The organism is Microcoleus sp. N3A4 (assembly GCF_036701805.1).
Taxonomy (GTDB): domain Bacteria; phylum Cyanobacteriota; class Cyanobacteriia; order Cyanobacteriales; family Microcoleaceae; genus Microcoleus.
Map to the genome: position 1 here is coordinate 41,228 of NZ_JAUBRJ010000002.1, position 26,780 is coordinate 68,007.

Genomic DNA, 26,780 nt, shown 5'->3' on the forward strand with positions numbered 1-26,780 from the left:
GCTTGTTTGTATTAACTTTCATGTTTTCAACGCCGGCCTTTTGTCTGGGTCTGCTAAATCCTCAATGGGTGGGACAGGGAACTCGCAAGCGATCGGCTGCCTTGTACGGCGGGTTGATGGCAGTTTCGTTCGTTTTGCTTGGGGTTACAGCATCTAAGCCGCCGCAACCAGTTTCCTCGGGGCTGCTGGCCTCAACTGAATGGCCAGAATTTAGGGTACGCGCACTTTTGCGCTGAACGTAGCTGGGTATGCATATCACTTTTATGGCAGCGTTACAAGAAATTTTACCAGGACTTACGCCCGGTTGGGGCGAGAAACCTAGTTTTTTAAGGAAAATACTTGGTTCTCTTCATTTACTGCAATTAAAAACCCCGGTTTCTCGGCGTCGGAGTGCGATCGCGAACTGTAGGAAAAAGTCGCGGGTTTAGTAACGAGAAATAGGTAGTAATAAATATGTAGTGAAGTTTAATTACAGTAATTGAATACATAGGATAATTTTATAAATAACACAATCAAATTTTGTGATTTTAATATTTTTTTTTACGCGCTCGAATGTAGATTTAGTTACACTTATGCTATCATAAGTAACTATTGCTGGAATCCTTGATACCTGCCAACATTAGTTTAGTCATGTAATATGCTATTTTTACGACCAGACTGCCCTGATTGTGGTTCAAATCACATAGTTAAAAATGGTAGAATTCATAATAAAAAACCCAAATACAAATGTCAAAGTTGCGGCCGCCAATTTGTAGAAAATCCGACAAACAAAGTAATTAGCTCACAAACAATCATATTTAATCGATCGACTTCTTTTGGAGAAGATTTCGTTGGCTGGTATAGCTAGAAGCACGGGTGTTTCTCAAAAATGGTTACAGGATTACGTAAATAATAAATATGCCTCAATCGAGCGCACAGTAAAGGTTAAACCTAAAAAAAAAGTCAGATTGAATGTTGAATGTGATGAACTGTGGTCATTTGTAGATTGTAAAGAAAACAAGCAATGGGTGTGGCGCCGCAATGGATAGAGAGACCAGAGAAATTATTGGTGTTTATATTGGCGATCGTAGCGAAGAAGGAGCCAAACAATTATGGAATTCTCTACCTCCTGTATATAGACAATGTGCTGTTTGCTATACAGATTTTTGGGCGGCATATGCTTGTATTTTTCCTTCGCTACGTCATCAGCCAGTTGGTAAAGACAGTGGAAAAACTAATCACATTGAAAGATTTAATAATACATTGCGCCAACGTGTTTGTCGTCTAGTAAGAAAGACTCTTTCATTTTCTAAAAAGTTAGAAAACCATATTGGTGCTATTTGGTATTTTATCCATCATTACAACTATGTTTTGAGCCAATGAATATCTAATCACTACATATTTATCACTACCCGAGAAATACACTCATCAGCCGGGTTTCACCCGCGTAGGATATCCAGCGTTCTATTTACTTTGTAAATCATAGGGATTTGGGATTGGGTCTACCGATAAAGAAGGAAGTTAACTTCTCAGGACTTACGCACAGGGATTAAAGAAATCGGGTTTTTTAAACAGATATCCTTCGTGCTTCACCTCGTATTTTGGTAAAAAAAACCCGGTTTCTGCGTCCTGAACTACTTCTATATTTTTACTGGTAAAGGTCGCTATGTCTAATTTTTTCGTTTTAAGCTTTTTATTGTCGATCCCTGCCTTCTTTCTGGGCATTGTTAATCCGAAATGGGTGGCCGCACCAACCCGCAAGCGATCGGCCGCGATGTACGGCGGGTTGATGGCGGCTTCGTTTGTACTTGTTGGCGTCACCGCACCCCCTCCGTCTCAGGAAGTTTCAGTGGCGCTTCCGGCCCCAAGCGATCCGCTAGTATCATCTCAAACCGCTAAGCCGTCACCGCTTTCGGCAGCGCCGACACTGAAGCCGGAGACTGTGAAAACGCCGACACCAACACCGAAACCTGCAATTTCTGCGGAGGTACCTGCACTTGCCAAACCAGAGCCCGATCGCAAATTGCCATCTTCAGTCAAATCTGTTGAACGAACCGCAGAGATTGCTCTTGATGCACCACAGCAGCCAAAGGAAGATACCAAGAAAGTTATTTACGAGTCTTCTAAACCCAAGGTTAAAAGTGCCGATTTTCCGAGTTGCGTTAACTCGGATTGCAACTGTTCTGACTTTGCGACTCAAGCCCAAGCGCAACAAGTGTTAGAGGCATATCCGGGCGATCCGTTTAAGCTCGATCGAGATAAAGACTCGATCGCTTGTGAAACGTTGCGTTAGATTTGATCTGCCAAAAACCTCGGTTAATGCTTTGGCTTTTTTCGGTGATCGTACTGATTTTAAGAACCCAAATCGATCGGCTAAAATTGTGTAATTGTTGAGCTTGCGGTGCCGGTGCAGCTATGACTTACAGCTTGAGAATTGTGGATTTGCCAACGAGTGAACGGCCGCGGGAGCGGCTGATGGCGGGTGGCCCCAAAAGTTTGGCGACTGCGGAATTGATTGCGATTCTGCTGGGTACCGGACAGGGACAAGGCAAACTTTCGGCCGTCGGGCTCGGACAGTATATTTTAAATCAGTTGAGTTTGCATTCCCGCGATCCTCTGGCTGTGCTACGCAGTATTAGCGTTCAGGAGTTGACGCAGATTCACGGGATTGGCCCTGCTAAGGCGACTTCGATTTTGGCTGCTGTGGAGTTGGGGAAGCGGGTGTTTCAGTCGCGGCCGCCGGAAATGGCTGTGGTTGACTCTCCGCAAGCGGCGGCGGATGCTCTGAGTCAGGATTTGATGTGGCAGTCTCAGGAACGTTTTGCTGTGGTGCTGCTGGATGTGAAAAATCGGCTGCTGGGTACTCAGGTAATTACGATCGGCACAGCCACGGAAACTTTGGCTCACCCGAGGGATATATTTCGGGAGGTGATCCGCCAAGGGGCGACGCGGGCGATTATCTCGCACAATCACCCCTCGGGAATAGTGGAGCCGAGCCCGGAGGATATTGCTTTGACGCGGCAGTTGCTGGCGGGAGCGCAGTTTTTGTCGATTCCGCTACTGGATCACTTGATTTTGGGGAATGGCGATTTTCGGAGCTTGCGGCAGACTACGACGCTTTGGGACGAGTATCCCCAGGGGGATTGAACTCTTATACTTAACTAATTTGATGGCTGTCATTAGTTATTTGTATCTTTGGGCTGCCGACGGCTGAATCACCCGTGACAGCAGGCGAATGCTCGGGCTGGAGTCCTCAGCGAGAGCGTGTTTTGGCTGAATGTCGCTGCTGATACTTAGTTTCTAGCGCAACTCGGTTAATCTAGTATAGGTAGGCTGAAGAGGTCGCTAATCCGATTTTTTTTGAGCATACTAAACGTATACTGAACCAGCACCTAAATAAATACCCAGTTATTAAGAAATTCTTAAATGGGATGTAAAACACACGGTGTGGTGATAGGAGGAGAACGTGTTTCTGAGACTTGCAGAACAACACCGTAAATTCGTCCAAGATTTGGTAATGAACCTCCAAGCTTTAGCGATCGTGCTAGAGCATCGGGGTTATCTGGCATCCTGCTACACTTGCGGCGGTCAGATGAACAGTGCCTCATTTATGGTCAGTTTGACGGACAACCATCTGATTCGATTTTTAGTGTCAGATTACGGTATCACTTGGACTGAGATGCGGGACGACCGCGAACTGATGAAACTTGAAGGTGCAGAAGCTATTAGTCAGTTACAAGAACTGGCTAATCTCGTAAAGTATCAAATCCAACCTTCGGAAGCTACTTTAACGACGGCGCAGCGAGTTTAGCGATTGCACGGTTCCGAGGAAGGCGACAGCGAAAGTCCCTGCTTGCGTGCGAAGCGAGCGAATCCCCAGCAACTTTGTTGAGAGGGTTCACGCCTTGCACAGCGATGGCAAGTTAACAGACAAGGGTGCTTCCAGGGTGCCTTCAGATGCTCTGTTTAGCGCTCAGTCGATCGAAGTGGGCCCGAGCAGACGGCATACTTTATGCAAAAAGTGTCAAACTTGGAACCTCTAGTTTTTTTTCAGCAGTTGATTTTCCATTGAGAGCCATTAGCAAAATGTAGAAGTGCGACTGCTCGTCGGCGATGTTAATTTCTCACTTTGGCATTCAAAAGTCAAGGAATTGAAATTAACTTTGAGCAGGCAGGTAAAATTTAACATCCAGAGTGAGGATCAGGCTGTGAAGATTGGGCGAAAGGCAGCCCACTGGCTGTGACGTGCGGGTAAATTGCGTTTATTTTTGCTTTTAGATTTAGCCGATAAGGCTAATAATTAACTTGAAGCAGCATTACTGCTGTAAAAATCTCACAGCCGGCTAAAGCCGGCTAAGTTTTGTGTAAATCTCTGGGGGTGACAACCCGCCCCAAACCCATACGGGGTAAAGATTGAGCAGCGTTGTGCTAAAAAAAGATAGGCAGCCTGTGTTGTTATACGCTAGCCTATATCAAAAATATGTTAAGCTGTCGCGCATTTAAATTGTATATTAGAGGCGGGCGGGACACCCCACTCATTGTTTGATTGTTTTTTGACAGACAATTTAAATGCCGCAAAAACTTATAGATTAAGAATCTTTAATTGACGCCCGAACGTGAATTTTTAGGAATTCCTAACTGGGTGATGCTTAGTTGCACAGATTTTTTGGTGTTTTTACTGACTATTATCTCTCCTGATTCACTTTTACCCCCTCAAGCAGCGTGCCAGTTGGGGGTGCGGAATGTGAGTTATTAAGTCAGTTACAGTCTCGACTCGATCGTAGCAGCAGACAAGCTGGAAATCCCAAACCTTTAGAGATTGCCGTCGTTCATTCCCAGGAACTGAGGGCAGCAAATTAGCTTGTTTCGTCCACAATTTTAGAGACCGCTGGCCGTGTTTTGCGGATGCAGTTTATCTGGCGTTCCCCTTCCCCTTTGCCACTTTAGCCAAAGAGTATGCGGTGAGTGAAAGATATTGTGGAATTAGAGAATTCAGAGGAATCTGAGAAGTCAGAAGACTTAGAAGACTCAGACTAATATCTGTTAATTCACTAGCGCGACGCGGCTCTTACCAATAACAATCCCCCGATTCCCAAGCCAAACCCGATCGGCAGCCAAGCCGACAGAATCGGAGTCAAAACAGCTTTCACGCCCATAGAACTGGTGATGAAAGAAAATACATAGTAAGTGAAAATCACAACCACGCTAATACCAAAACTCGTACCCCTGCCCGAGCGGCGCGGTTGAGTTCCCAAAGCGGCTCCCGCTAAACCAAATACCATGCACACGAAAGGAAAAGCATATTTTTCTTGAATTCGCACTTTTAGTTTGCGAATTTGCGGTTCGTCGCCGCTGTTTTTAATGATATCCAAACGCTCTAAAGCTTGGGCAATGTTCATTTCCTTGAAATCCCGCACTCTAGCAGCTAAATCTAAGGGCGTGCGGGGGAGTTGCAACTGCTGGTGTTGAAACCTAACTATATTGCGGTAAGAGCCGTCAGGAGCGACTAGATAAGCGGTTCCGTTGAAAAAATCCCAGGTGTTTTCTGAGGGATTCCAAGTAGCTGATTCTGAAGAAACAATTTGATTGAGGCCTGGGGTGGAGCGATCGATAATTGTTAAACCTTTCATTCGCTTGCCGTCAAACTGTTCTGCATAAAAAAAGCGGGCTAGGGTTTCGTCGCCGCCTTTTTGTGGTTTGCTAAATTCTGTGTAAATAATATTTCTATCCTGAAATGTCGGTTTTTCTCGCTTTAGGGCTCTGTCTAAAGTCAGAGTAGCTCTGTAGCTGGCGGCGGGTACGACTAACTCTTGCAAAGCAAAGGTGAAGCCGGCAACAATTAAACTCATAATCACTGCGGGCAGTATTAATCGGTAAACGCTAACTCCGCAACTGCGGAGGGCGATGAGTTCGCTGTCGCTGGACATTCGGCTGTATGCCATTAACGTTGCTAGCAGCATTGACATCGGGAAAGCCAATACTACGAAGTAGGGAATTTGCAGCAGAAAAATTTCTATGGCGGCGCCGTAGGGGAGGCCGGATTCTGTGACTCTGCGGACTAATTCAAATAAGGCTCCAACTGTGACGGCGACGGATGTAAAGAGTCCGACGCCAAACAGAAATGGGCCGATTAGTTCTTTGGTAATGTACCAGTCCATTACAGAAATTCTCGGCAGCCAGTTGATGGGATTGAAAGATTTGGATATTGCTATTTTCATAGTTGCGCGTTCTCGCAGATTGCTCCTCAATCTAAAATCTAAAATTATGCAGAATGTGGAATGTTTTCAAAAGACTATCGCACGAAGCTGTCGCCCAAGTAATACTGCCGCACTAAAGGGTTGCTGTAGAGTTCTTCTTCAGCCCCGGAGGCTAAAATTTGGCCGTCTCGCATGATGTAGGCTCGATCGGTAATTTCGAGGGTTTCTCGGACGTTGTGATCGGTGATCAGGATGCCGATTTTACGATCGCGCAGTTTAGCAATAATGGTTTGAATTTCGTCTACGGCGATCGGATCGACGCCTGCAAACGGTTCGTCTAATAATAGGAACATCGGCCCGTCTCGCCCAGCGGCTAATGCTCTGGCCAGTTCAGTCCGCCGCCTTTCTCCCCCCGAGATTTGAATTCCCAAACTGGATGCTATTTTTTCTAAGCGAAATTCTTGCAACAGGAAATCGACTCGCTCGCGCCATTCCCAGCGCGGCACTTGAGTTTGTTCTAGGACTAACAAAATGTTGTCGCGCACGCTCATGTTGCGGAAAATGCTTGCTTCTTGAGCGAGATAGCCAATTCCCAAATGCGCTCGCTGGTGCATCGGCAATTTAGTGATGTCTAAATCGTTGAGCCAAACAGTCCCTTGATTGGGTTTTTCTAATCCGGTTGCTATGTAAAATGTTGTGGTTTTACCGGCACCGTTGGGGCCGAGCAGTCCTACGATTTCTCCTTGGGCTACCGACAGGTTGACGCGACTGACTACATTGCGTTTTCCGTAGGATTTGTGAATATTTTCGAGTACAATTTTCATTTTCGCTCCCGGCAACCTCTACAAGCTAAATTTCAGACTGCGGCTTTGTGCGATCGAGTTTTAAGTTGATATTTTACAATCTCCAGCTTTTTACTTATTCAATACGAAACTTCGCATCTATCCCAAGTAGTATGTTTCTGCCGATGCGAAATTTCGCTGCTACCAGCGGCTTTTACTTGGGAGCTGTTCGACTTGCAGGCGGTTTAACACCGGGATTGGGATTAACCGGGGCTGGTTTGGGGCCAACTGAATTTTGGGCTGCTGCATCTTGTTCCGGGGCAACCAGATAGACCGATTCTACCTGTCCTGGGTTGTCTGGCAGGGCAATAAACCGCCCTTCGTCGATTAAGTATGTTATGGTTTCGCCGCGCAGGCTGTTGCCCTGCTGCAATACGTAAACATCTCCGCTGAGAATGATCCGGCGCTCGCGGCTGAAATATTGAGCTTGAGCCGCAGTTGCTTGTATTTGGCGGGCTGGATAGTTGATTTGGACGTTGCCGCGGGCTGTCACGATGCCGGTTTTGGAGTCGGCTTCTTGAATGTCCGATCGCACGCTGAGAGTGCGCGGCGGCCCGGCTTGCGGGTAGGTGGGAGAGGCGATCGCGCCTGCCAGAGTCAGGGGCAACAGCAGCGATAATCCTTTGAATATTCGGGAATTGAGTAGTTTAGCGGAGGGCATCATAGCTTGCAAGCCTCAAAATTTGTAAAACTGCTGAAGGGCATTACCTCCAGTTATGACACTGACAGATCGGCAACCGGGAGCATTTAACTTGCCTGTTGAGACTGAGTGAAGTACGGCGGACACGGCAACCGGGACATTTTTCTGGATGGAGATTAGATCCACAACAGCTTATCAGTTAGATATTTTATTTTAACGGCTGGAAAGACTTTCGGACTTGTCGATCGATTGACCCGAGAGTCTCAACCAATTATCCTAGCAAGACTGCAGCGAATTTTATTGGCTGTTTTGCTGAGTGGCTGGAACTGTCTTTACCGGGAACCGGCAAGATGCTCGTTCCACAGCAAATCAATCTGCTTGTAGAGCGGGCAAGAAAGCGATCCCTCCTCTGTGTAGAGGCAAAGTCTGCTGCACACCCTAATACAAACATTTATTTAACCTTAATTTAACTTTTTGGTACTTTGATAATTCGCGGCAATTGCAAGCCTGCAACTTCTGTACCTGCGAACAACGGTACAAATTTAGCTACTTCTTCCGGGCCAGCTTGTTGCAAAGTGTTCAAAAGTTTAGCACTTTGTCCGAGCAAGTCTTCAACCGCAATTCCGGCATAACTCGGCTGATAATAACTGAGCCGATTTATTCCTTCTCCCAGCAAGATTACTGCCCCGCGCCAGTTTTGATTTCCTAAGTGATAAAGCGCGACTGCAATTTGCAATATTCCCTGATAAAACCTTTTTTCCGGCTCGCCAGCTTCCATCCACAAAGCCTCTAAAGTATCGTGACAAGCGTAAAATTCTTGGCTGTTAAACTGTTCGATACCTTGCCAAAATTCGAGCGGGATTTCCTCTGTCATTCGATTGGAGATTGGGGATTTTCGATTGAGGGTGTGTGTTTGAGTAGGCGGCGATCGGTTTTTTTAAATAGCTAAGTCTTAAAAAGAGGAAAAATAACGACCTGTTTTCCAAACTGCTGCCATTTCACGACCGCCTACTTAACCGATTACATAGTGTCTCTGACAGCTTTAATCTGATCCATTGCAATTTCCTGATTAGTTCCAGCGAAATCGTTATCTGGCGTCAGAAATAACATACAGTGACACTCTTTGCGCTCGCGCATGGGAATGCAGGGACAGTTCCAGTAGGCGGCTTTTACTTCGGCTTCTTTATCTTCGTAATGGCGACAAGGGCATAAGGGAGCGCCTAGTTCATCCTTGTGTTTTGCTAGTCCTTCTATCACGACAGCAGTGACGGAAGGCTCGGAACAAAAGTAAGTTCCGGTGCGCTTGGCGTAGGTTTCGGAGAAATTCTTCATCGCCTCCAAAGTTTTTTCGTTGGAGAGTTTAGATTTTTCTGTTGTGTTCATAGTTTAGGATCGGAGTTGAGGATGCTACGAGCTTTTGATAATTGTAGCGCAGAATGTGATTTTAAACACTTGTATATTTCTGTTTACTTACAAGGAGAAAAACCTTGACAAAGATTTAGTTTTAGGTTGTCGCTTTTTTAGTGGTTTTTCTCTATCCCGGAGGGTGCGGGAAACTGGCTGCAGACCCGGTTTTTGGAGCAGCCCAAAGATTTGGGCAATCGATCGCCCTCAAAAATCATCCCCTTGGCGGGATAAAATAGCACGGCGCTCTTTCTGTGACGGCTATAGGCACGGCATCTGATGGCAACTTCCCCAAACCGCACCCGCGATCGACAATCTCCTTTCTCTGGGCTGATTTGGCCCGCTGAGGCGGAGTTAGTCGGATTAGTGTTTGAATTGACTCCCCGCGCTGCTAGCTATCTGTACGCGCAATATGCTATGGGTTTGCACGCTTGGTTTTTAGGTCAAGTACACCAAACTGACCCGGATTTATCGCAACTTCTGCACGATGAACAATCAGAAAAAGCCTTTACTATTTCGGGATTGGAAGGTGATTTGCGAATCGGCGGCAAAGAATTTCAGCTTTTGGGCGATCGAATTTATCGCTGGTACGTAACAGGACTTTCTTAGTTTTGTTACTCCTACAAGGTTTCGTAGCAAAGGCAATCATTTCCCTTTGCCAGTTATAGAAAAAGTTTTTTACACAGTCCTGGTTAGCGTGCGTCCAGGACTGAATGAGATTTGTTTTACGAACCGCGAAGGCGCAAAGGGCGCGCAGGAGGAAAACCTGATTTATTTGTGAGGATTTTGGGTAAATAGATATATGTCGTCTCGCTGATATTTGAGTTGAAATTGAGGGGTGTTTTGTAGTTTAGTTACTAAGTTTTTAACAAATTCTCGATCGCTCATCCAGCCGGGATAGCGCAAATTCAGCAATACATACTCAAATTCTGCGAGATTTGTCGGCGGCGCGTGAGCCTGAGTTAATTTTACTACAGGGCGGTGCGTTAAGTGCGGAGCAATGTGAGAAGTTGTTAAAACACTGCCTTTGGTTTCCACAAGAGAAATTGCCTCTCTGGTAGCTGGCAAACTGGCGAGCGAATCCAAATAAATAGTCCAAAAATAGCCGTATTTTGCTAAAGCTAAGAAACCAATCACCGACCAAATTACAATGACTCTAGGCAATGGATAATTAGAAATTGGCAATGTATCAAATATAGTCTTTCCTTTTTCCTGATTACTAGCTGCTAAACTGGAAATTACGGCAACCAATAAAAATGGCAATATTGGAATAGAATATTGATGAATCAAATCTCGCTGAGCGGGGATATCGGAAAGAATATTCATCGCCAACATCGGCACAGCACTAATTAAAGGTGACAAGTGACGTGGCGAAAGCCACCAAATTACAGGCAATACCAATAACGCTAAATATTCAAAAGTATCCAAAGAAAACAAACGCCCTAAAACTAGATTAGGTTTCAATATTAAATTAACAGCAATTTCTAAAACTGAATGACCCAAATATCCATAGCGCGCGATTCCAGCGTGTTCTCTTCCCTGATTGAAATACGGTATAACTGCCTGAGTAGCTATCAAAAACCAACCCGCGCCGAGAAATAGAGCTATCAGCCCACAATTGCGTTTTTTGTCAAAACACAACAGCCACAATCCCATCGCAGCCACAGTTAGAGATAGCACGGCTTTGCAGCTCAAAACTAATACAATAGCAGCACAAAACCACAAGGTTTTATTGAGTCTTGCGGCTAAGATTGCTGCTAGCAGTGCTGGTAAAGCAATTACTTCTGGGTGGAAGTCGAAGAGATTGACATTAAATACTAATGGATAGAGGAGGTAAATACAGGCGATCGCCCGAGATATGCTATTATTTAATCCGGCTTGACGCGCCAAACTCCAAACTGGCCAAGCACCTAAAGCTAGGGAAACAGCTTGCACTAACAACAGCCAATGAACGTCGGGATATATTTTGTAAAGCAAAGCCACAGGATACATCACCCCAGCAGCATGATTTCCCATGTGGTGAATTTCTAGAAATGAGGAAAATGGCGTTTGTCCCTGACTGATTAGATACGCTACTTGGTCGTAAATTCCTAGTTCAAAAGCGTTGGATTCAAACAAAGCGTGCCGTATACTGCTGCAAAGGAAAAATATTAGGGATACGAGGGCGATCGACCAAATTACAGGATGATATTTTAGATGTTTAAAATTGCTCACAGTCTTTGCCGGGGCGGGTTTACTAAATTGATGGGCTTTTTTGAAAGACATTGGTGAACCAGCCCTACAGAAATTGCGGTTGATTCACCGGACTTTATATGACTTATTATCATACTAATTGCGGATTTTTTCAAACAAAAAAACATCATCTTGCTGATAACTTATTTGAAACAAAGGAGATTTTTTAAGTTGAGCACCTATACTCGCAGCAGTATCCGCCGTATCGTGCCAAGGATGGCGCAAATTTAGCAGTATGTACTCAAATTCATTCAAACTTTGTCCGTTGGCAACTTGATGCAGCAATTTAATTGTTGAACGGTGAGCGAGATGAGTTGCTAGGGAATTATCTGTTAAAACATTGCCTTGAGTTTGCACGAGATTAATCGCCTGTCGCGTTGCTTGCCAAGTATCCATCGAGTCTAAATAAACAGTCCAAAAATAGCCGTACTTAGCCAAAACTAAAAAGGTTAAGATCGACCACAAAATCAACAACTTTGACAATAAAGAATTGGCGAATAGCGATCTTCCCCATCTCGAACCGCGGTGCAGCCAAATGCGGTGATTCCAGATATGTTGAAGAGAAATGCGATGCCAAATTTTGTGAATCCAGCCGCGACGATTCCAGAGATAATTAGTTGCGTTTTTCCAAAAGTTCAAGCCTCTGGTTTGTCTGTCTGCTAGGGTAGAAATTACGGCAGTTAACAGAAATGGAAATATTGGCACAGAATACTGGTGGATCAAATCTCGTTGAGCCTCAATATCCGACAGAATATTCATCACTAGCATGGGTAAAGCACCAATTAACGGCGCGAGATGTCGCGGGGAAAGCCACCAAATTGCAGGCAAAAATAACAAAATCAAATATTCCAAAGTATCTGCCGAAAAAATCCGGCTTCCTACTAGATGAGGTTTCAAAATTAAGTTAATCGCAATTTCAAAAACTGAGTTGCCCAAATAATGATATCGCCCCACACCTGCGTGTTGCTTGCCCTGATTAAAGTAGGGTATAATGGTTTGAGTTGCTATCAAAAACCAAGCGGCACCGAGAAATATAGCAATGAGTCCGTAATTGCGCTTTTTGTCAAATAAAAACAGCCAGAATCCCATCATCAAAACTGTCAAAGATAGCACAGCTTTGCAGCTTAAAATCAATACAATGGCTGCACAAAACCACAATATTTTATCGAGTCTAGCTGCTAAAATGGCTGCTAAAATTGCGGGCAAAGCTATTACTTCGGGGTGGAAGTCAAAAAGATTGACATTAAATACTGCGGGATAAATCAGATAGACTGCTGCAACTGCAATTGCTTTTGGTTCGTTTAATCCCGCTTGACGCGCTAAACTCCAACTAGGCAAAGCACCTAACGCTAGGGCAACAGCTTGCACTAATAAAAGCCAATGAACATCGGGATATATTTTGTAAAGTAAAGCTAGCGGGTAGAAAATAAAGGCTGCGTGATCGCCCAAAATGTTGATTGCCATTAAAGAGGAAAATGGGGTTTGATTTTGAGATATTAAATAAATTGCTTGGTCAAAAATTGCTAAATCGAATGCAGTTGAATGAAACAAAGCGTGCCGCGCGCTGCTGGCGGCAAATAAGACTATCGTTGTCACGACAATCATTAAAAATACTGGATGGGATTTGAGGGATTTTAAAGTTAGCATTTTATGGGTTAATCAGCGATGCGTTTAAATAGCAGAACTTCGTTTTTTTGATAAGTTAATTTAAAATCTGGAGAGTTTTTTAGTTGATTTGCTAAGGTATAACCATTTTTTTCAGTATCTGGCCACGGATGGCGCAGGTTTAATAATATGTATTGAAATTCAACTAAATTTGTTTGGGGCGAAATTTGTGAAAGCAATTTTACTATTGGGCGGTGGGCAAAGTGAGGCGCAAGTCTATTGTCTGTTAAAATACTGCTTTGGGGTTGAACTTGTGCGACTGCTTCGCGTGTAGCTTGCCAGGTATCTAGTCTATTTAAGTACAGATAAAAATCTTTATATTCACCCAGAAACAGGAAAATTATTAACGACCAAATTATCATGAGTCTCGGCAATTGAATTCCGCGCCAGAGTTGAGAAATTCGGAAGTTTTTAAATTGTGGCAGATTGACTCGTGTTAAAAATAGTTGCTGATTTGCTTGATATTCTTCTTTGTTGCCTTTTATTTCTTCTCTGTTCCTTGTTTCTTCTTTGGCGATAACGGCTAAAAATAAGAATGGAATTACAGGCACTGAATACTGATAGGCTAAGCTGCGTTGAAATGGCAAGTCAGAGAGGATATTGATGAGCAGGGTAGGGATGGCAGGAATTAGCGCTGTTAAATATCGCAGCCCTATTTTGCGGGAGAATGGAAACAGCAGCCAAATCACAGGTAAGGTGAGGATAAATAAATATTTGAATGTATCGAAGGAAAGGATTTTTCCTAATACTAACTGTGGTTTTAAGATGAGATTGATGGCAATTTCTAGTACGGATTTGCCTAAATAGCTGTAGCGCCCGACTCCAGCTACTTCGCTGCCGCTAAAGAAGGGGATGATTTTCTGGGAAGCAATCAAAAACCAAGCTGCACCGAGCAAAAGTGCGATCGCCCCGCACCGTTGCTTTTTCTCGCAAAAAAACAGCCAGAAACCCATAGCAGCAACTGTTAGGGACAAAACCGCTTTGCAACTCAAAACTAACAAAATAGCGGTACAAAACCACACAATTTTATTTAAACGCGCCGCCAAAATTGCTGCCAAAAGTGCGGGTAAAGCGATTACTTCCGGGTGAAAATCAAATAAATTGATGTTAAATACCACGGGATAAAGCAAATAAATCAATGCGATCGCACGGGATTGTTCTTGATTCAAACCGGCCAAACGCGCTAAACTCCAGCTAGGCCAAGCCCCCAGGGATAAAGCAACTGCTTGTACCAACAGCAGCCAATGCACATCCGGGTAGATTTTGTACAGCAAAGCTAGCGGATAATAGATTACCGCTGCATGATCGCCCAAAATATGAATCCCCATTAAAGAAGAAAAAGGCGTTTGGTTTTGGCCGATCAAGTAAATTGCTTGGTCAAAAATTCCCAAATCGAAAGCAGTGGATTGGAATAAACCGTGCCGTAAACTGCTAAACAAAAAGAAGATTGCCGCAGCAGTAGCGATCGCCCAAACCAAACTCGACGGTAGCTGCGATCGGCTTTCCTCTATATTTTCCGCGATCGAGACACTGATGTCCTCACTGGAATCAGCAAAATTTTCCCTATTCTGCATGAAATCTGGCACTAGGTGGTCACTCAAAATATGATTCCATCGAAGGTGCTTTCCACGCAATAGTTAACCACTAATTTTTATCCCCGCAATCGTAATATTAGAATAATCCACAAAACATTAAAAAGTTGTGAAAGCAATAACTCTTCTCGGCTCCACAGGCTCCATCGGCACTCAGACTCTGGATATTGTAGCTCAATACCCCGATCAATTTCGGATTGTCGGGTTAACCGCCGGACGGAATGTAACGTTGCTGGCCCAGCAAATTCGCCAGTTTCGACCGGAAATTGTGGCGATTTGCGACGAAGATCAATTACAGGAATTGAAGGAGGCGATCGCAGACATCGATCCTCAACCTATTTTACTTGTTGGCGAGTCAGGCGTTGTTGAAGTTGCCAAATACGGCGACGCTCAAGCCGTCGTCACCGGCATAGTTGGCTGTGCCGGTTTGCTGCCAACAATTGCGGCTATCAAAGCAGGTAAAGATATCGCCTTAGCCAATAAAGAAACATTAATCGCAGGGGGCCCCGTTGTCAACCCCCTCATCGAAAAATACGGCGTTAAAATATTGCCTGCTGACTCGGAACATTCGGCTATTTTTCAGTGCCTCCAAGGTGTTCGGGTTGGCGGGTTGCGGCGAATTATTCTCACAGCTTCGGGGGGTTCTTTTCGAGATTTGCCGATCGACAAATTAGCAGGAGTAACAGTAGCCGATGCTTTGAAACATCCGAATTGGTCGATGGGGCAGAAAATCACAATTGATTCTGCTACTTTGATGAATAAAGGATTAGAAGTAATTGAGGCTCATTACTTGTTCGGGATGGATTATGACGACATTGATATTGTCATCCATCCCCAGAGCATAATTCACTCGTTAATTGAGCTGCAAGATACGTCTGTCTTGGCGCAATTGGGCTGGCCGGATATGCGATTGCCGCTGCTTTACGCTTTGTCTTGGCCGGAGCGAATTCATACAGATTGGGAACGGCTGGATTTGGTAAAAGCTGGGGATTTGACTTTCCGAGAACCCGACCACGAAAAGTATCCTTGTATGCAGTTGGCTTATGCGGCTGGACGTGCGGGCGGTTCGATGCCTGCGGTGCTGAATGCGGCAAACGAACAGGCTGTAGCGCTATTTTTGGAGGAGAAAATTCAGTTTTTGGATATTCCGAAGTTGATTGAGAAGGCGTGCGACAAACATCAAGCTGATAACTGTAAAAGTCCGGCTTTAGATGATATTTTGGCGGCGGATCGGTGGGCGAGACAGGAAGTTTTGGCAGAGAGTGTGGAATTGGGCGATCGCATTCTTTCGGTTCGCTAATTGTATCAGCAGACTTGCACTTACCCACAAGCCCGCCGGGGAATTCCCCGTCTCATATAGCAATCCTAAATGATTTGCTTGCATTATACGCGAGCTTTCTGGCTCGCACTGCAAGGATTCTGGTCTCGCTCGATTTTGCGACTGATGCGAGGATTGCTATAGCTAAATTTGGTTGTAACTGAGATATTGCACCATTTTCAATAAGGCTTTTATGAACGGGCAAGATGCCCGTTCCACAAAGAATGAATTTCTTGTGTAACAGGCATCTTGCCTGTTCCTGACAATACTACAATATCTCAGTTGAAACCGACTGCCCAACCTGGATCAATATCCAGTCCTCTTTCAGAGGACTTTAGCTATGAGACAGGGGTTTTTAACTCCTGGCGGACTATGCCAAAAAGTGCAAAATATCAGTTAAAACCAAATCAAAGTTTTGCCATCTCATTCTTCAATCCCTTGATAAAATAGAGCTATAAGTCCCATTCCTAGAAGCAACCTATGCAAACTGAAACCAAATCAATAGTATTTGAACTGAATCAACTAATTGTCCCCCCCGGCAATAAAGTGCAGTTACAAAACGTTAGCTGGGAAATGTACGAATCTATCCTAGACGAGTTAGGAGAAGGTTACGCAATTCGACTTACTTATTACAAAGAAACACTGGAAATCAGAATGCCACTACCCAAACATGAAAAAGCTAAGTCATTGATTGGCGACTTCGTTAAGTTAATGCTGGAAGAGCTTAATATTGATTGTGAAGTTTTAGGTTCCACTACGTTCAAAAGTAAAGAAATGCTGATCGGCCTAGAACCTGATGACTGTTTCTACATTCAAAATGAAGCTGCTGTCAGAGGCAAAGATCGGCTAGATTTAACAGTAGACCCGCCACCCGATTTAGCGATCGAGATTGACAACTCTTCACAAACCGCTTTAAACAGCTATCAAGCTTTGAAAGTGCCGGAACTTTGGAGATATGACGGGCGAACCCTGAAAATCTATCTGCTTCAAGAGGGAAAATATACTGAGTCCGATACTAGCCAAAATTTCCCTGACTTTCCCATTATTGATGTAATTCCCGAATATGTCGATCGCGCCAACACCCAAGGCCCAAGCCCGACAATCAGAGCATTTCGAGCTTGGGCTAAAGAGCAACTACAAATCAAAGACTCCTAGGGGCAGGTTTTCTCTCCCCAGAATTGCCTCTTCTGTAGGTTGGGTTGAGGAACGAACCCTCCGTTTCACTCCGCCCAACATTTTTCGTAGATTTGTTGGGCGAAGTGAAACGGAGGGTTCGCTACGCTTAACCCAACCTACAGAAGAGGCAAGAAAACACGCTCTAGGGGCTGGTTTTACTAATTTTTGACTTTCGCCGCAAAATCAGCAGCACTCATCTTTTCGTACATTTCAAAAGGTTGGTGAATCCAAGGATTGTCAGCCAAATAATCTACATAATAATCCGGCTTTGCAACAGAACAAGCCTTGTACCAGAGTACAGCAGTCCGAATTTCCTGAATATCCTCGCCGTAGCGGTTCTTCAGCCAAGCGATACCTTGCTGCAAACTAATTCCCGAATCCACCAAATCGTCAACCAGGAGAATGTGGCTGCCCAAATTATCGCCCACCATTGTCAAATCGGGGGCAAACTCGATCGCACCCCGGACTTTTCCCTCGCCCCCACCATAGGACGAGGCAGCTAAAATCGCCAGAGGTTTGTCGAAAATCCGCGACAGAGTATCCCCAACCCGCAGCCCTCCCCTCGCCAGACAGACAATTCGATCGAATTTCCACTTAGATTCATCAATTTTTACAGCCAAATCCTCAATTTTCCGATGGTACTCAGGCCAAGAAACGTAAAGGTCGCTCATTCCTAATATTATTGAAATATCAAAGATATTATTAAATATTTTGGGGAAAATGACATGGATGCAGATGAACTTCTCAGACGGTATGCAGCGGGAGAACGGGTTTTTCATAAAGCAGACCTGAGCGGTGCCCATATGTCAAGGATCAATTTGCGGGATATTGACCTGAGTCACGCTAATTTAAAAGGTGCAAATTCGATCGGTCTCACCCTCTACAGAGCCAATCTGTATCAAGCAGATATCAGCCAAGCCAACCTCTCCCAAGCCAACCTCATGTCCGCTAATTTTGGCGAATGCGAGGCGGTGGGAGCGAACTTGAGCGGAGCCATCTTGCGGAGTGTCCTGCTCACTGCGGCCGATTTAACCGGGGCGAGTCTCAGGGGTGCAGACATGAGAGATGCAAACCTTCAGCGGGCAATTTTGATTCAAGTTTATGCAGTTAACGCTAACTTGCAAGGTGCAAACTTGACAGAAGTAAAACTTTGCGGAATCAACCTCAGCAAAGCAAATTTAACCGACGCCAACTTAACACAAGCTGACCTCAGCGATGCTAACCTAACTCAAGCAAATCTGAGTTGGGCAAATTTGACCGAAGCAAATCTCGAAAAAGCGGATTTGAAGGGAGCCGATTTGAGCGGAGCTAACTTGAGCTGTGCAAATCTCCATCTAGCAGATTTGAGCGGAGTTTCTCTCAAGGGAGCAAATCTCCGGGGAGCAAACTTGCATCAAGCTTCTTTGCGCGGTACAAATTTGAATGAAGCGAATTTGAGAGAGGCGATGATGCCTGACGGCAAAATCTCTGAGTAAATAACCTGGCAAAAAAGAAGCTAAAAATGCAGGATGATTGTAGCGCACCCTACATTTAGCAAAATTGATGATTTTTTAAGGGAATTTAATTCTGCCTTCATGTGACAGTGCATTTAAACAGTAGCGGGAAAAAATTTGGAACCGCAGTTTAATCTACAACTTTCAGCCAGCCCCGGCGAACGGCGTGGAGCAAGCGGTTGATGGCTGTTTGATCTTCTTCGGTCAGACAGTCATTTAACAGCGCTTTTTTGAGCTGTTGTCTGTGAGCGGGAGTCAGCAGACCGGAGTGATATACCTGAAAGACTAGCTCTGCAACAGTAAATTGAGGTAAAAACGTTTGGGTCATCATGTGTTTTTTTTTAACTCACTTTTGACAGTATTAACTGATTTCCTCAATATTTATGTGATTCAAATACGGTAGTAAATGTGATCGATTCGGTCTTGATTAGTGATTTGTGTCAGCCGAACTTGGGGATCGGATTTTTTCCTCGATCGCCCTGCAACTCGAAACACCAACCCAGTCCCGCTTCCTCGCTTTTGGCTACTCCGCAATCTATACTTTTTGTTAAGATACTGTGACAAAAAAAATTAATATTTAATCTATTAATAGATTCCTGATGACGGCTAATTAATGACTGCTAACTAAATCGATCGACTTAATTAAACCTAAAACTTTTACGCTGTTGAGACATCCGCCTTTGGTGGTATTTACCGAATGTATGGGTTTGGGGGTTTTTCCGTGTATCTACTTAATGACTGCTGACTGCTGGTTACCGACACCTGACTGCTGACAATCAAGCATCCAGGATACCCGCCACGTGATTCATCCGTCCAGAAATAAAAAACCTGTATCCGATAAAGGAGCCCCCGACTCGATCCGTGGGGTCAGTCGATTTGAGATTTGAGATTTTAGATTTTAGATTTACCCCACAGATGCAATCTGGGAGCTTGAACCTTGGTCTAAAATTTTGATCTTTCCACGACTTAAGTACGTGGCACGGTATCCGTTTTTGGGCTGGGTCAATGCTTCAATTCTAAAATCTAAAATCTAAAATCTAAAATCTAAAATCTAAAATCGATTGACTGCTTCAAATCAAAAATCCCGGCTTCTTCAAGAAACCGGGTTCGATCGTTATCGATCGCAGCACATTTTTTTTTGAGAGAGTTAATGCAGCGACACACTCACGGAAATCTGATTGCTGGCGGAGCTTTACAGGAAAGTAAAGTAGAAATACCGATCTCAACTTCCTGTCTGAGGGGACTAATCGGAAATCCTGACCCATCTGCGGCGGATGGCGTGAAGCAGGCGGTTGACTGCATCTCGGTCATCTTCGCTGAGAGGGATTTTGCAGAGTGCGCGCAGTCCGTTGCTTTGAGTGCGAGTCAGATTGCCTGAATGGGTGACTTGATAGAACAGTTCAGCGATCGCGCGATCGGATTTTAAAGTCACAACTTGCATGAAATCTCGTTGAACTCGACTATTCTAATATCGAGCATTTGAGAACAGAGTAGGGTGATTGCAGTCGGCTAAGCTGTACGATCGTTCTTGGCTCGACTTGTGACCGAAGTCTGCTATTTTACGTGAGTTAAATCACAAAAAATGAGATATCTCCCTCGCATTTGCTGTGATTGCGACGGTAGCCTCAAAATTTGACGAAACCTCGAAAAGTTACGAGCGCAAAACTTTGAGCGCCGCTGCACAGCGGGTCTGCGTCCGAGCGACATCGCAGGCTGTGGACTCGGATATCTGTGCAACTTTGGGTTCTAGACACTTGCAGCCGAGGGTGGAAAGTGGCGATCGGCGAGCCGCACCCTGAGATACAATAATCATAAATACTTCTATCCCATCTGTAGGCAGGCAGGTAAAACAATGATAATTATTAGCTACTTTTCAATTGCCTTAATCGTTTTTCTTGTTTGGTTTAAAAGTTTTTGGAACGATAAGGCGACATCTAAAAAAGACTTGATATCTTGGATAGCCTTAGTGCTTGGCCCTCTGTTTTGGCCTGTTGTTCTGCCCCTATCCCTTTTGCAAATTACCAGCAAAAAGTCCGCTGTACAAGCAGCTCAAAGCGAGCAAAAATTATAATAAATTGTGGAAATAACTGACTCAAACACAGTCTGTCACAGTCTGTTATCTCGTCATAAATTATCCCCCATGCATCGCTCATCGCAGCGAGTAAATCATCTTGCTTCATCGAAAAATTGCAGCTAGAAGGTAGAATTAAATAAAAATTCTGAATCCCCCACCAGTATTTTTTTACCGCTCTCCAATTCTGCCTTCGGCTTTTTGACAAGCGAATTTCAAAGGTGGTACCCGCCACGCGATCGATCCGTGGAATCAATCCAAAATCTAAAATCTAAAATCCTCAAGCCCCCGAATTTATCTCGCGCAAGTCAATCCAAAATCTAAAATCAAAAATCTAAAATCGAATGACAGTGGAGTTTTCGTTGCAGGCGTGAGCGATATCTAATTCTTTTGAGGGATCGCGACGTAATAAATCTTGTTGATTGTCGCGCGGCGCGAGCCCTGCGACTGAGGCAAATCCGTTGAGGACACTAGAAGAGGGGACACTGGCGCGATCGCCCCAAAAGTCTTTCCTAAATCTTTCTTTACACAGAACTTTTTATGTATGTCCGACTACTTATGGCTCCAGTATCCAACGAGCGATCGACGAGGATTCTTACATAACGCGGACTGACAAGTTCTGGCACATTAGAGGCAGGGCGGGGATTTTCCTCGTTTGCTAGGTAAACTATAAATATAATAACCCCTATTTTTAAAGGACTGAAAAATGGATGCAATTACTGACCTGCCTGGGTATCGTATCACAGAACAACTGTATGCAGGCTCTCGCACTCTAGTCTATCGGGCTGTTCGGGAGAGCGATCGCACTCCTGTCGTCATCAAACTACTGCGAAACGAATACCCCAATTTCAGCGAACTTGTCGGGTTTCGCAATCAATATACCATTGCCAAAAATCTCGACTTCCCCAGTATTGTTAAACCTCTGACTCTAGAAGTCTACCACAATAGTTATGCCCTAGTCATGGAGGACTTTGGCGGAGTATCCCTATCTAATTATCTCAAGAGCGCAACAGATGAAAGCCAAAAATATAAAATTTTACCTTTAGCAGAATTTCTCAAGCTGGCACTGCAACTAACAGACATTCTCAACTATCTTTACCAAAACCGAGTCATTCACAAAGACATCAAACCCGCCAATATTCTGATTAACCCCGAAACCAAACAAGTCAAATTAATTGACTTTAGTATTGCATCTCTGCTACCGCGAGAAACGCAAACACTCATCAATCTCAATATATTAGAAGGCACACTGGCTTATATTTCCCCAGAACAAACTGGCAGAATGAATCGAGGCATAGACTATCGCAGCGACTTTTATTCCCTGGGCATAACCTTCTATGAATTATTGACAGGAATCTTACCATTTGTCTCAGCAGATGCAATGGAATTAGTACATTTTCATCTAGCAAAACCAGCGCTCCCTCTCCATCAAATCAATTCCGAAATTCCTCTAATTTTGTCAGCAATTGTCAGTAAACTGATGGCGAAAAATGCCGAAAAACGCTATCAGAGCGCATTAGGAATTAAGCACGACCTAGAGATTTGTTTAACTCAACTGCAAACAACAAGTAAGATAGAAAATTTTAAACTGGGAGAGCGAGATATCAGCGATCGCTTTCTCATACCCGAAAAACTTTACGGTCGAGAACGAGAAATACAGCAACTTTTAGAAGCCTTTGAACGAGTAGCTAACCCCCCTCAATCCCCCCTTGATAAGGGGGGACTAAAGGGGGTAGAAATGATGCTCGTTGCAGGATTTTCCGGCATAGGAAAAACCGTTGTGGTCAATGAAGTTCACAAACCAATTGTCCGACAGCACGGCTATTTCATTAAAGGTAAATTTGACCAGTTCAATCGCAATATTCCCTTTTCGGCATTTGTGCAAGCATTCCGCGATTTAATGACACAATTGCTCAGTGAAAGCGATCTCCAACTCCAAGCATGGAAAACCAAAATTTTAGCAGCCCTCGGTGACAGCGGACAAGTCATTATTGAAGTAATTCCCGAACTGGAATGGATTATCGGACAACAACCCCCAGCCCCAGAATTGTCGGGGATTGCCGCTCAAAATCTATTCAATTTACTGTTCCAAAATTTTATCTCTGTCTTTACCACAAAAGAGCATCCATTAGTGATTTTTATGGATGATTTGCAGTGGGTAGATTCGGCATCGTTAAAGTTGATGCAGTTGCTCGTAGGGGAATCGCAGTCCAGTCATTTGCTACTAATTGGAGCCTATCGAGACAATGAAGTTTCCCCCGCTCATCCCCTGATATTAACCCTAGATGAAGTCACTAAAGCAGGGGCAACTGTCAATACCATCACACTTGCACCGCTCGATCGAACCAGTTTGAATCAATTGGTGGCAGATACGCTAACTTGTTTGCCTAAATTGGCGGAACCGCTGACGGAATTAGTGGCGCGGAAGACAAAAGGAAACCCATTTTTTGCGACGCAGTTTCTCAAGGCATTGCATCAAGATGAATTGATAACTTTTGATGTCAAAGCTGGATATTGGCAGTGCGATATTAGCAAAGTTACAGAAGCCGCACAGACGGATGATGTAGTTGAATTCATGGCACAGCAGTTACAGAAATTGCCCGTTGAAACTCAGTCAGTTTTAAAATTAGCCGCTTGCATTGGCAATCAATTCGATCTGACAACATTAGCAATTGTTTCGCAAATTTCGGAGACTGAAGCAGCAACCGCACTGTGGAAAACTTTACAGGAAGGTTTTGTTTTACCTCAGAGTGAAGTTTATAAATTTTATATTGGGGTAGAAAATGTTTCTCAATCTACTTCTGAAACGGTTGCCTATCGCTTCTTGCACGATCGCGTCCAGCAAGCTGCCTATTCTCTAATTCCCGACAAGCAAAAACAAATAACCCACTACCATATCGGGCAACTGCTGCTGCAACAAATTTCCCCCGAAGCTAGAGAAGAACGGATTTTTGAATTGGTCAATCAATTAAACTATGGAACGGCTTTAATCGCCGAACAAACCGAACGGGACGAACTCGCCCAACTCAACCTCACGGCTTGCCGCAAAGCCCGATCGGCAACTGCCTATCAAGCAGCCCGCGAATATGCCACAGTGGGGCTGCAACTGCTGGGAACAGACGCTTGGGAACGGCATTACGAAATGACCCTATCCCTGCACGACTTAGCTGCCGAGGTGGCTTTCTTGGCTGGCGATTTTGAGCAGATGCACCAGTGGATTGAAGCGGTGATCGATCGCGCGAAAACGCCTTTAGAACGGGTACAAGTTTATCAAGTCAAAATTCAGGCATTGGTAGCCCTCAATAAATTTTTAGAGGCGATCGCGATCGGTCAATCTGTCTTCCAAATGTTGGGAGTGAACCTGCCAGACAGCCCAACGTTAGAAGATATTCGGCCGGTTAAGCAGGAAATCGATGTCTTAATTGGCGATCGGTCAATTGAGACATTCATTCATCTGCCAAACATGACTGATGCCCAGCAGTTAGCCATTATGCAAAATGCGGCTCGTCTTACACCCGTCTGTTACATGACAGGCTCAATGCTCTATTTCCTAATAGTTGCGCTACAGGTCAAGTTGTCAATTCAATTTGGAAACAGTCCTGTTTCGGCTTATTGCTACGCTGGTTACGCCTTCCAACTGAGAATTCTGTGGGGAGACATGACAAAGGTGCCTCAATTTGGGCAATTAGGATACCAACTCGCCTCAGAACCAGATGCCAAAAATATTCGATCGGCAACAGCCCTGTTAATGGGGGGATATGTTGGTCTTTGGACTATCCATTTGCAAGAAACGCTGCCAATTCTTCTCGATGGATATCAAGCAGGATTGGAAACTGGGAATCTAGAATTTCTGGGCTACGACGCACAGTTGTACTGCTTGAATGCCTACTGGTGCGGTCAACCGCTAAGTGAACTCGAACCCCAAATTCGCGCCTATTACCAACAGTTGTGCGACCTCAATCAATTCACAGCGGCAAACTGTGTTTTGGCTTACTGGCAAGCTGCTCTCATTCTGCTGGGTCAGTCAGAGAACGAGATTCCCTTACGCCAAGATTCCTATGAAGAAACAATCCTTGCTGAGGCAAAAGTCGATTTTTACCGATTATCCTACTTTTACCTCTATCGATTCACCTTGAATTACTGGCTTGAAGACTTTGCCAAAGCGGAACACGATGGGGATCAAACCCGACAGTATTTGGCTGGCGGGATGGGAAGTATCGTTGAACCGATCTTGTACCTCTATGATTCTCTAACCGTGCTGGCCACTCCTCCTGAATCGAAAACTGAGTCGGAACCTCGATGGCAGCGAATGCAAGAAAATCAAGCAAAGTTAAAAGAATGGGCGCATTATGCTCCCATGAATTACTTGCACAAGTACCATTTAGTTGAAGCCCAAAAGCATCAACTACTCAATTGCAAAACAGAAGCTCTAGAATTTTACGATCTAGCAATTCAAGGAGCCAAGGAAAACGGTTATATCCAAGAGGAAGCATTAGCCAACGAACTCGCCGCCAAATTCTACTTGGAATGGGGCAAACAAAAAGTTGCCGCCAGCTATATGCAGGAAGCGTATTACTGTTATGCTCGTTGGGGAGCTAAAGCCAAAGTTGAAGACTTAGAAAAACGCTATCCCCAATTACTTCAGCCGATCCTGAATCAGCCAAAACTTCGCTTTGATCCCCTAGAAACGCTGACAACAATTAGCCACTCTTCACAAACCTCCAGCACCAGCAGCACGAGTATTTCCGATGCCCTTGATTTCGCCTCTATCGTGCAAGCTGCTCAAGCTTTATCCAGTAAAATTCAGCTTGATGAATTACTCGATACCCTCAATCAAATTATTTTGAAAACTTCTGGAGCAGAAACTTGTGCTTTGCTGCTCCCCCATCAGGATGAATGGCAAATCCGGGCAATAACTCACATCAATCTAGATAACCAGCCACCCACAACCCTACTGCAAACCCAACCTCTAGATGGCTCGGCGGTGATTCCGCTCAAGCTGGTGTATTATGTCAAACATACCCTGCAAACTGTGGTTATTGAAGGCGGCAAAACCGATATTCCCGGTTTAATGAATGACTGTACGCTCCAGTATCAGTCTCAGAGTATGCTGTGTACTCCGATTCTCGATCGGGGAAATTTAGTTGGCATACTTTATCTCGAACATCGATCGACGAAAGGAGTGTTTACTTGCGATCGGCTCCTCGTCCTCAACTTTCTCTGCACCCAGGCTGCCATTTCCTTAGAAAATGCGCGATTGTATCAGCAAGCGCAGGATTACGCCCAGCAGGTTGAACAATCTCAACTGCAATTAGTACAGAGCGAAAAAATGTCTGCCTTGGGCAATTTAGTAGCGGGGGTAGCCCATGAAATTAATAATCCAGTCGGTTTTATCTCTGGCAATATTAATGAAGCGATCGCTGCCGTCAAAGATATTACCGAATATCTGCAACTCTACCAAGAAAAATTTCCCAACCCTGGAGATGAAATAGAGCAAAAAGCCGAAGAATTTGACATTGAATATCTCGTAGAAGATTTACCCAAGATGTTGCATTCAATGCAAGTCGGGTGCGATCGCATCCAAGGTATCAGCACGAGTCTCCGTACCTTCTCCAGAGCGGACAAAGATTATAAAGTTCCTTTCAATATTCATGATGGAATTGACAGTACGATTTTGATTCTCAAACACCGTTTGAAAGGCAACGAAAAGCGTCCGGCTATCGAAGTGGTGAAAGAGTATGGGAATTTGCCCTCAATTGAATGCTTCCCCGGACAATTAAATCAAGTATTTATGAATATCTTGGCGAATGCAATTGATGCCCTCGAAGAATCTAATAGAGACCGGAGTTTTCAGCAGCTAAAAGCCCAAGCAAATCGCATCGCGATTCGGACACAAATGAAGTCTAAGGATTGGGTGACGATTGACATCAAAGACAACGGGCTAGGGATACCAGATGAGATAAAAGAGCATATTTTTGACAACTTATTTACAACCAAAGGTGTGGGAAAAGGGACTGGTTTGGGATTGGCGATCGCGCGTCAAATTATCGTCGAAAAACATAGCGGTTCCCTGAACGTCAACTCTCTACTAGGAGAAGGAACAGAATTTATCATCACCTTACCTCTTAAGGCAGAATAAGTTGATTTTTCCCTCTTCTTCAGACTCATCTA

General features: G+C 44.5%; 23 protein-coding genes and 1 pseudogene. 10 read left to right on the top strand and 14 right to left on the bottom strand.

Going from position 1 to position 26,780, the window contains the following annotated elements; genetic code table 11:
* Positions 1-61: 61 nt before the first annotated feature.
* Entirely contained in the window at positions 62-259 is a 198-nt protein-coding gene (locus tag QUA56_RS01555) for a hypothetical protein (protein ID WP_333352260.1), read from the bottom strand.
* A 103-nt stretch (positions 260-362) separates the two neighbouring features.
* Positions 363-488 carry a hypothetical protein gene (locus QUA56_RS01560; protein ID WP_333352262.1) on the bottom strand — a complete coding sequence of 42 codons (126 nt, stop codon included), beginning with the start codon at positions 486-488 and terminating at the stop codon, positions 363-365.
* Between the two features lie 149 nt (positions 489-637).
* Here QUA56_RS01560 and QUA56_RS01565 point away from each other — a divergent pair.
* The 4 genes and pseudogenes from QUA56_RS01565 to QUA56_RS01580 all read left to right on the top strand — a co-directional run bounded on the left by QUA56_RS01565 (position 638) and on the right by QUA56_RS01580 (position 3,790).
* Positions 638-1,362, top strand: a pseudogene (locus QUA56_RS01565) (IS1 family transposase).
* A gap of 283 nt (positions 1,363-1,645) precedes the next feature.
* Positions 1,646-2,272 carry an excalibur calcium-binding domain-containing protein gene (locus QUA56_RS01570; RefSeq protein WP_333352265.1) on the top strand — a complete coding sequence of 209 codons (627 nt, stop codon included), beginning with the start codon at positions 1,646-1,648 and terminating at the stop codon, positions 2,270-2,272.
* Between the two features lie 122 nt (positions 2,273-2,394).
* Positions 2,395-3,126 (top strand): RadC family protein, encoded by a 732-nt coding sequence (radC, locus tag QUA56_RS01575; protein WP_172193060.1) that lies wholly within the window; start codon positions 2,395-2,397, stop codon positions 3,124-3,126.
* 319 nt (positions 3,127-3,445) lie between these two features.
* Positions 3,446-3,790, top strand: coding sequence for a DUF1815 family protein (locus tag QUA56_RS01580; protein ID WP_333352267.1), 345 nt, complete (start codon positions 3,446-3,448; stop codon positions 3,788-3,790).
* A 1,240-nt stretch (positions 3,791-5,030) separates the two neighbouring features.
* Here QUA56_RS01580 and QUA56_RS01585 read toward each other — a convergent pair.
* The 5 genes from QUA56_RS01585 to QUA56_RS01605 form a co-directional block, all read right to left on the bottom strand.
* Positions 5,031-6,197: an LptF/LptG family permease gene (locus QUA56_RS01585; RefSeq protein WP_333352270.1), complete on the bottom strand. Its 1,167-nt coding sequence runs from the start codon at positions 6,195-6,197 to the stop codon at positions 5,031-5,033.
* A gap of 74 nt (positions 6,198-6,271) precedes the next feature.
* The gene (gene lptB, locus QUA56_RS01590; RefSeq protein WP_333352273.1) at positions 6,272-7,000 is read right to left on the bottom strand and encodes an LPS export ABC transporter ATP-binding protein; all 729 of its coding nucleotides are present in this window, start codon (positions 6,998-7,000) and stop codon (positions 6,272-6,274) included.
* A gap of 172 nt (positions 7,001-7,172) precedes the next feature.
* Positions 7,173-7,682, bottom strand: coding sequence for an LptA/OstA family protein (locus QUA56_RS01595; RefSeq protein ID WP_333352275.1), 510 nt, complete (start codon positions 7,680-7,682; stop codon positions 7,173-7,175).
* Positions 7,683-8,124: 442 nt separating this feature from the next.
* Positions 8,125-8,532, bottom strand: coding sequence for a DUF309 domain-containing protein (locus tag QUA56_RS01600; RefSeq protein WP_333352277.1), 408 nt, complete (start codon positions 8,530-8,532; stop codon positions 8,125-8,127).
* A gap of 146 nt (positions 8,533-8,678) precedes the next feature.
* The gene (locus QUA56_RS01605; RefSeq protein ID WP_333352280.1) at positions 8,679-9,041 is read right to left on the bottom strand and encodes a ferredoxin-thioredoxin reductase catalytic domain-containing protein; all 363 of its coding nucleotides are present in this window, start codon (positions 9,039-9,041) and stop codon (positions 8,679-8,681) included.
* A gap of 300 nt (positions 9,042-9,341) precedes the next feature.
* On the opposite strand from QUA56_RS01605, the gene QUA56_RS01610 reads away from it, so the two are divergent.
* The gene (locus tag QUA56_RS01610; protein ID WP_333352283.1) at positions 9,342-9,671 is read left to right on the top strand and encodes a hypothetical protein; all 330 of its coding nucleotides are present in this window, start codon (positions 9,342-9,344) and stop codon (positions 9,669-9,671) included.
* Positions 9,672-9,833: 162 nt separating this feature from the next.
* On the opposite strand, the gene QUA56_RS01615 is transcribed toward QUA56_RS01610, so the two are convergent.
* From QUA56_RS01615 to QUA56_RS01625, 3 genes are all read right to left on the bottom strand, one after another.
* A complete protein-coding gene (locus tag QUA56_RS01615) occupies positions 9,834-11,327 on the bottom strand; it encodes a DUF2079 domain-containing protein (RefSeq protein ID WP_445242865.1) in 1,494 nt (497 codons plus the stop codon).
* Between the two features lie 63 nt (positions 11,328-11,390).
* The gene (locus QUA56_RS01620) at positions 11,391-12,941 is read right to left on the bottom strand and encodes a DUF2079 domain-containing protein (RefSeq protein ID WP_333352287.1); all 1,551 of its coding nucleotides are present in this window, start codon (positions 12,939-12,941) and stop codon (positions 11,391-11,393) included.
* A gap of 8 nt (positions 12,942-12,949) precedes the next feature.
* Entirely contained in the window at positions 12,950-14,533 is a 1,584-nt protein-coding gene (locus QUA56_RS01625) for a DUF2079 domain-containing protein (protein ID WP_333352667.1), read from the bottom strand.
* Positions 14,534-14,660: 127 nt separating this feature from the next.
* Here QUA56_RS01625 and dxr point away from each other — a divergent pair, with 127 nt between their 5' ends.
* Both dxr and QUA56_RS01635 read left to right on the top strand, forming a co-directional pair.
* Complete coding sequence (gene dxr / locus QUA56_RS01630) at positions 14,661-15,851, top strand: 1-deoxy-D-xylulose-5-phosphate reductoisomerase (protein WP_333352290.1); 1,191 nt, start codon at positions 14,661-14,663, stop codon at positions 15,849-15,851.
* 498 nt (positions 15,852-16,349) lie between these two features.
* Positions 16,350-17,024 (top strand): Uma2 family endonuclease, encoded by a 675-nt coding sequence (locus tag QUA56_RS01635; RefSeq protein ID WP_333352293.1) that lies wholly within the window; start codon positions 16,350-16,352, stop codon positions 17,022-17,024.
* Between the two features lie 179 nt (positions 17,025-17,203).
* Here QUA56_RS01635 and QUA56_RS01640 read toward each other — a convergent pair whose 3' ends face one another.
* Positions 17,204-17,716 carry a phosphoribosyltransferase domain-containing protein gene (locus tag QUA56_RS01640; RefSeq protein WP_333352296.1) on the bottom strand — a complete coding sequence of 171 codons (513 nt, stop codon included), beginning with the start codon at positions 17,714-17,716 and terminating at the stop codon, positions 17,204-17,206.
* A 54-nt stretch (positions 17,717-17,770) separates the two neighbouring features.
* Here QUA56_RS01640 and QUA56_RS01645 point away from each other — a divergent pair, with 54 nt between their 5' ends.
* The gene (locus QUA56_RS01645; protein WP_333352299.1) at positions 17,771-18,520 is read left to right on the top strand and encodes a pentapeptide repeat-containing protein; all 750 of its coding nucleotides are present in this window, start codon (positions 17,771-17,773) and stop codon (positions 18,518-18,520) included.
* A 148-nt stretch (positions 18,521-18,668) separates the two neighbouring features.
* Here the strand turns inward: QUA56_RS01645 and QUA56_RS01650 are convergent, their stop codons facing one another.
* From QUA56_RS01650 to QUA56_RS01660, 3 genes are all read right to left on the bottom strand, one after another.
* On the bottom strand, positions 18,669-18,869 hold the full coding sequence (locus QUA56_RS01650) for a hypothetical protein (RefSeq protein WP_333352302.1): 201 nt from the start codon (positions 18,867-18,869) through the stop codon (positions 18,669-18,671).
* Between the two features lie 912 nt (positions 18,870-19,781).
* Positions 19,782-19,979 (bottom strand): hypothetical protein, encoded by a 198-nt coding sequence (locus tag QUA56_RS01655; protein ID WP_333352305.1) that lies wholly within the window; start codon positions 19,977-19,979, stop codon positions 19,782-19,784.
* Positions 19,980-20,189: 210 nt separating this feature from the next.
* Complete coding sequence (locus QUA56_RS01660) at positions 20,190-20,351, bottom strand: hypothetical protein (protein ID WP_333352309.1); 162 nt, start codon at positions 20,349-20,351, stop codon at positions 20,190-20,192.
* 39 nt (positions 20,352-20,390) lie between these two features.
* Here QUA56_RS01660 and QUA56_RS01665 point away from each other — a divergent pair, with 39 nt between their 5' ends.
* Together QUA56_RS01665 and QUA56_RS01670 are read left to right on the top strand one after the other, a co-directional pair.
* The gene (locus tag QUA56_RS01665) at positions 20,391-20,609 is read left to right on the top strand and encodes a hypothetical protein (RefSeq protein WP_333352311.1); all 219 of its coding nucleotides are present in this window, start codon (positions 20,391-20,393) and stop codon (positions 20,607-20,609) included.
* A gap of 706 nt (positions 20,610-21,315) precedes the next feature.
* Positions 21,316-26,748, top strand: coding sequence for an AAA family ATPase (locus tag QUA56_RS01670; protein WP_333352314.1), 5,433 nt, complete (start codon positions 21,316-21,318; stop codon positions 26,746-26,748).
* Positions 26,749-26,780 lie beyond the last annotated feature (32 nt).

What these genes read in the sequence shown, in the direction of transcription:
- QUA56_RS01560 (WP_333352262.1), bottom strand. Translation starts at nt 488, where the DNA reads ATGTATTCAATTACTGTAATTAAACTTCACTACATATTTATTACTACC.
- QUA56_RS01660 (WP_333352309.1), bottom strand. Translation starts at nt 20,351, where the DNA reads ATGATTATTGTATCTCAGGGTGCGGCTCGCCGATCGCCACTTTCCACC.
- QUA56_RS01600 (WP_333352277.1), bottom strand. Translation starts at nt 8,532, where the DNA reads ATGACAGAGGAAATCCCGCTCGAATTTTGGCAAGGTATCGAACAGTTT.
- QUA56_RS01620 (WP_333352287.1), bottom strand. Translation starts at nt 12,941, where the DNA reads ATGCTAACTTTAAAATCCCTCAAATCCCATCCAGTATTTTTAATGATT.
- QUA56_RS01625 (WP_333352667.1), bottom strand. Translation starts at nt 14,533, where the DNA reads ATGCAGAATAGGGAAAATTTTGCTGATTCCAGTGAGGACATCAGTGTC.
- QUA56_RS01665 (WP_333352311.1), top strand. Translation starts at nt 20,391, where the DNA reads ATGATAATTATTAGCTACTTTTCAATTGCCTTAATCGTTTTTCTTGTT.
- QUA56_RS01605 (WP_333352280.1), bottom strand. Translation starts at nt 9,041, where the DNA reads ATGAACACAACAGAAAAATCTAAACTCTCCAACGAAAAAACTTTGGAG.
- QUA56_RS01670 (WP_333352314.1), top strand. Translation starts at nt 21,316, where the DNA reads ATGGATGCAATTACTGACCTGCCTGGGTATCGTATCACAGAACAACTG.
- radC (WP_172193060.1), top strand. Translation starts at nt 2,395, where the DNA reads ATGACTTACAGCTTGAGAATTGTGGATTTGCCAACGAGTGAACGGCCG.
- QUA56_RS01650 (WP_333352302.1), bottom strand. Translation starts at nt 18,869, where the DNA reads ATGATGACCCAAACGTTTTTACCTCAATTTACTGTTGCAGAGCTAGTC.
- QUA56_RS01570 (WP_333352265.1), top strand. Translation starts at nt 1,646, where the DNA reads ATGTCTAATTTTTTCGTTTTAAGCTTTTTATTGTCGATCCCTGCCTTC.
- QUA56_RS01615 (WP_445242865.1), bottom strand. Translation starts at nt 11,327, where the DNA reads ATGTCTTTCAAAAAAGCCCATCAATTTAGTAAACCCGCCCCGGCAAAG.
- lptB (WP_333352273.1), bottom strand. Translation starts at nt 7,000, where the DNA reads ATGAAAATTGTACTCGAAAATATTCACAAATCCTACGGAAAACGCAAT.
- QUA56_RS01655 (WP_333352305.1), bottom strand. Translation starts at nt 19,979, where the DNA reads ATGCAAGTTGTGACTTTAAAATCCGATCGCGCGATCGCTGAACTGTTC.
- QUA56_RS01610 (WP_333352283.1), top strand. Translation starts at nt 9,342, where the DNA reads ATGGCAACTTCCCCAAACCGCACCCGCGATCGACAATCTCCTTTCTCT.
- QUA56_RS01595 (WP_333352275.1), bottom strand. Translation starts at nt 7,682, where the DNA reads ATGATGCCCTCCGCTAAACTACTCAATTCCCGAATATTCAAAGGATTA.
- QUA56_RS01640 (WP_333352296.1), bottom strand. Translation starts at nt 17,716, where the DNA reads ATGAGCGACCTTTACGTTTCTTGGCCTGAGTACCATCGGAAAATTGAG.
- QUA56_RS01635 (WP_333352293.1), top strand. Translation starts at nt 16,350, where the DNA reads ATGCAAACTGAAACCAAATCAATAGTATTTGAACTGAATCAACTAATT.
- QUA56_RS01645 (WP_333352299.1), top strand. Translation starts at nt 17,771, where the DNA reads ATGGATGCAGATGAACTTCTCAGACGGTATGCAGCGGGAGAACGGGTT.
- QUA56_RS01585 (WP_333352270.1), bottom strand. Translation starts at nt 6,197, where the DNA reads ATGAAAATAGCAATATCCAAATCTTTCAATCCCATCAACTGGCTGCCG.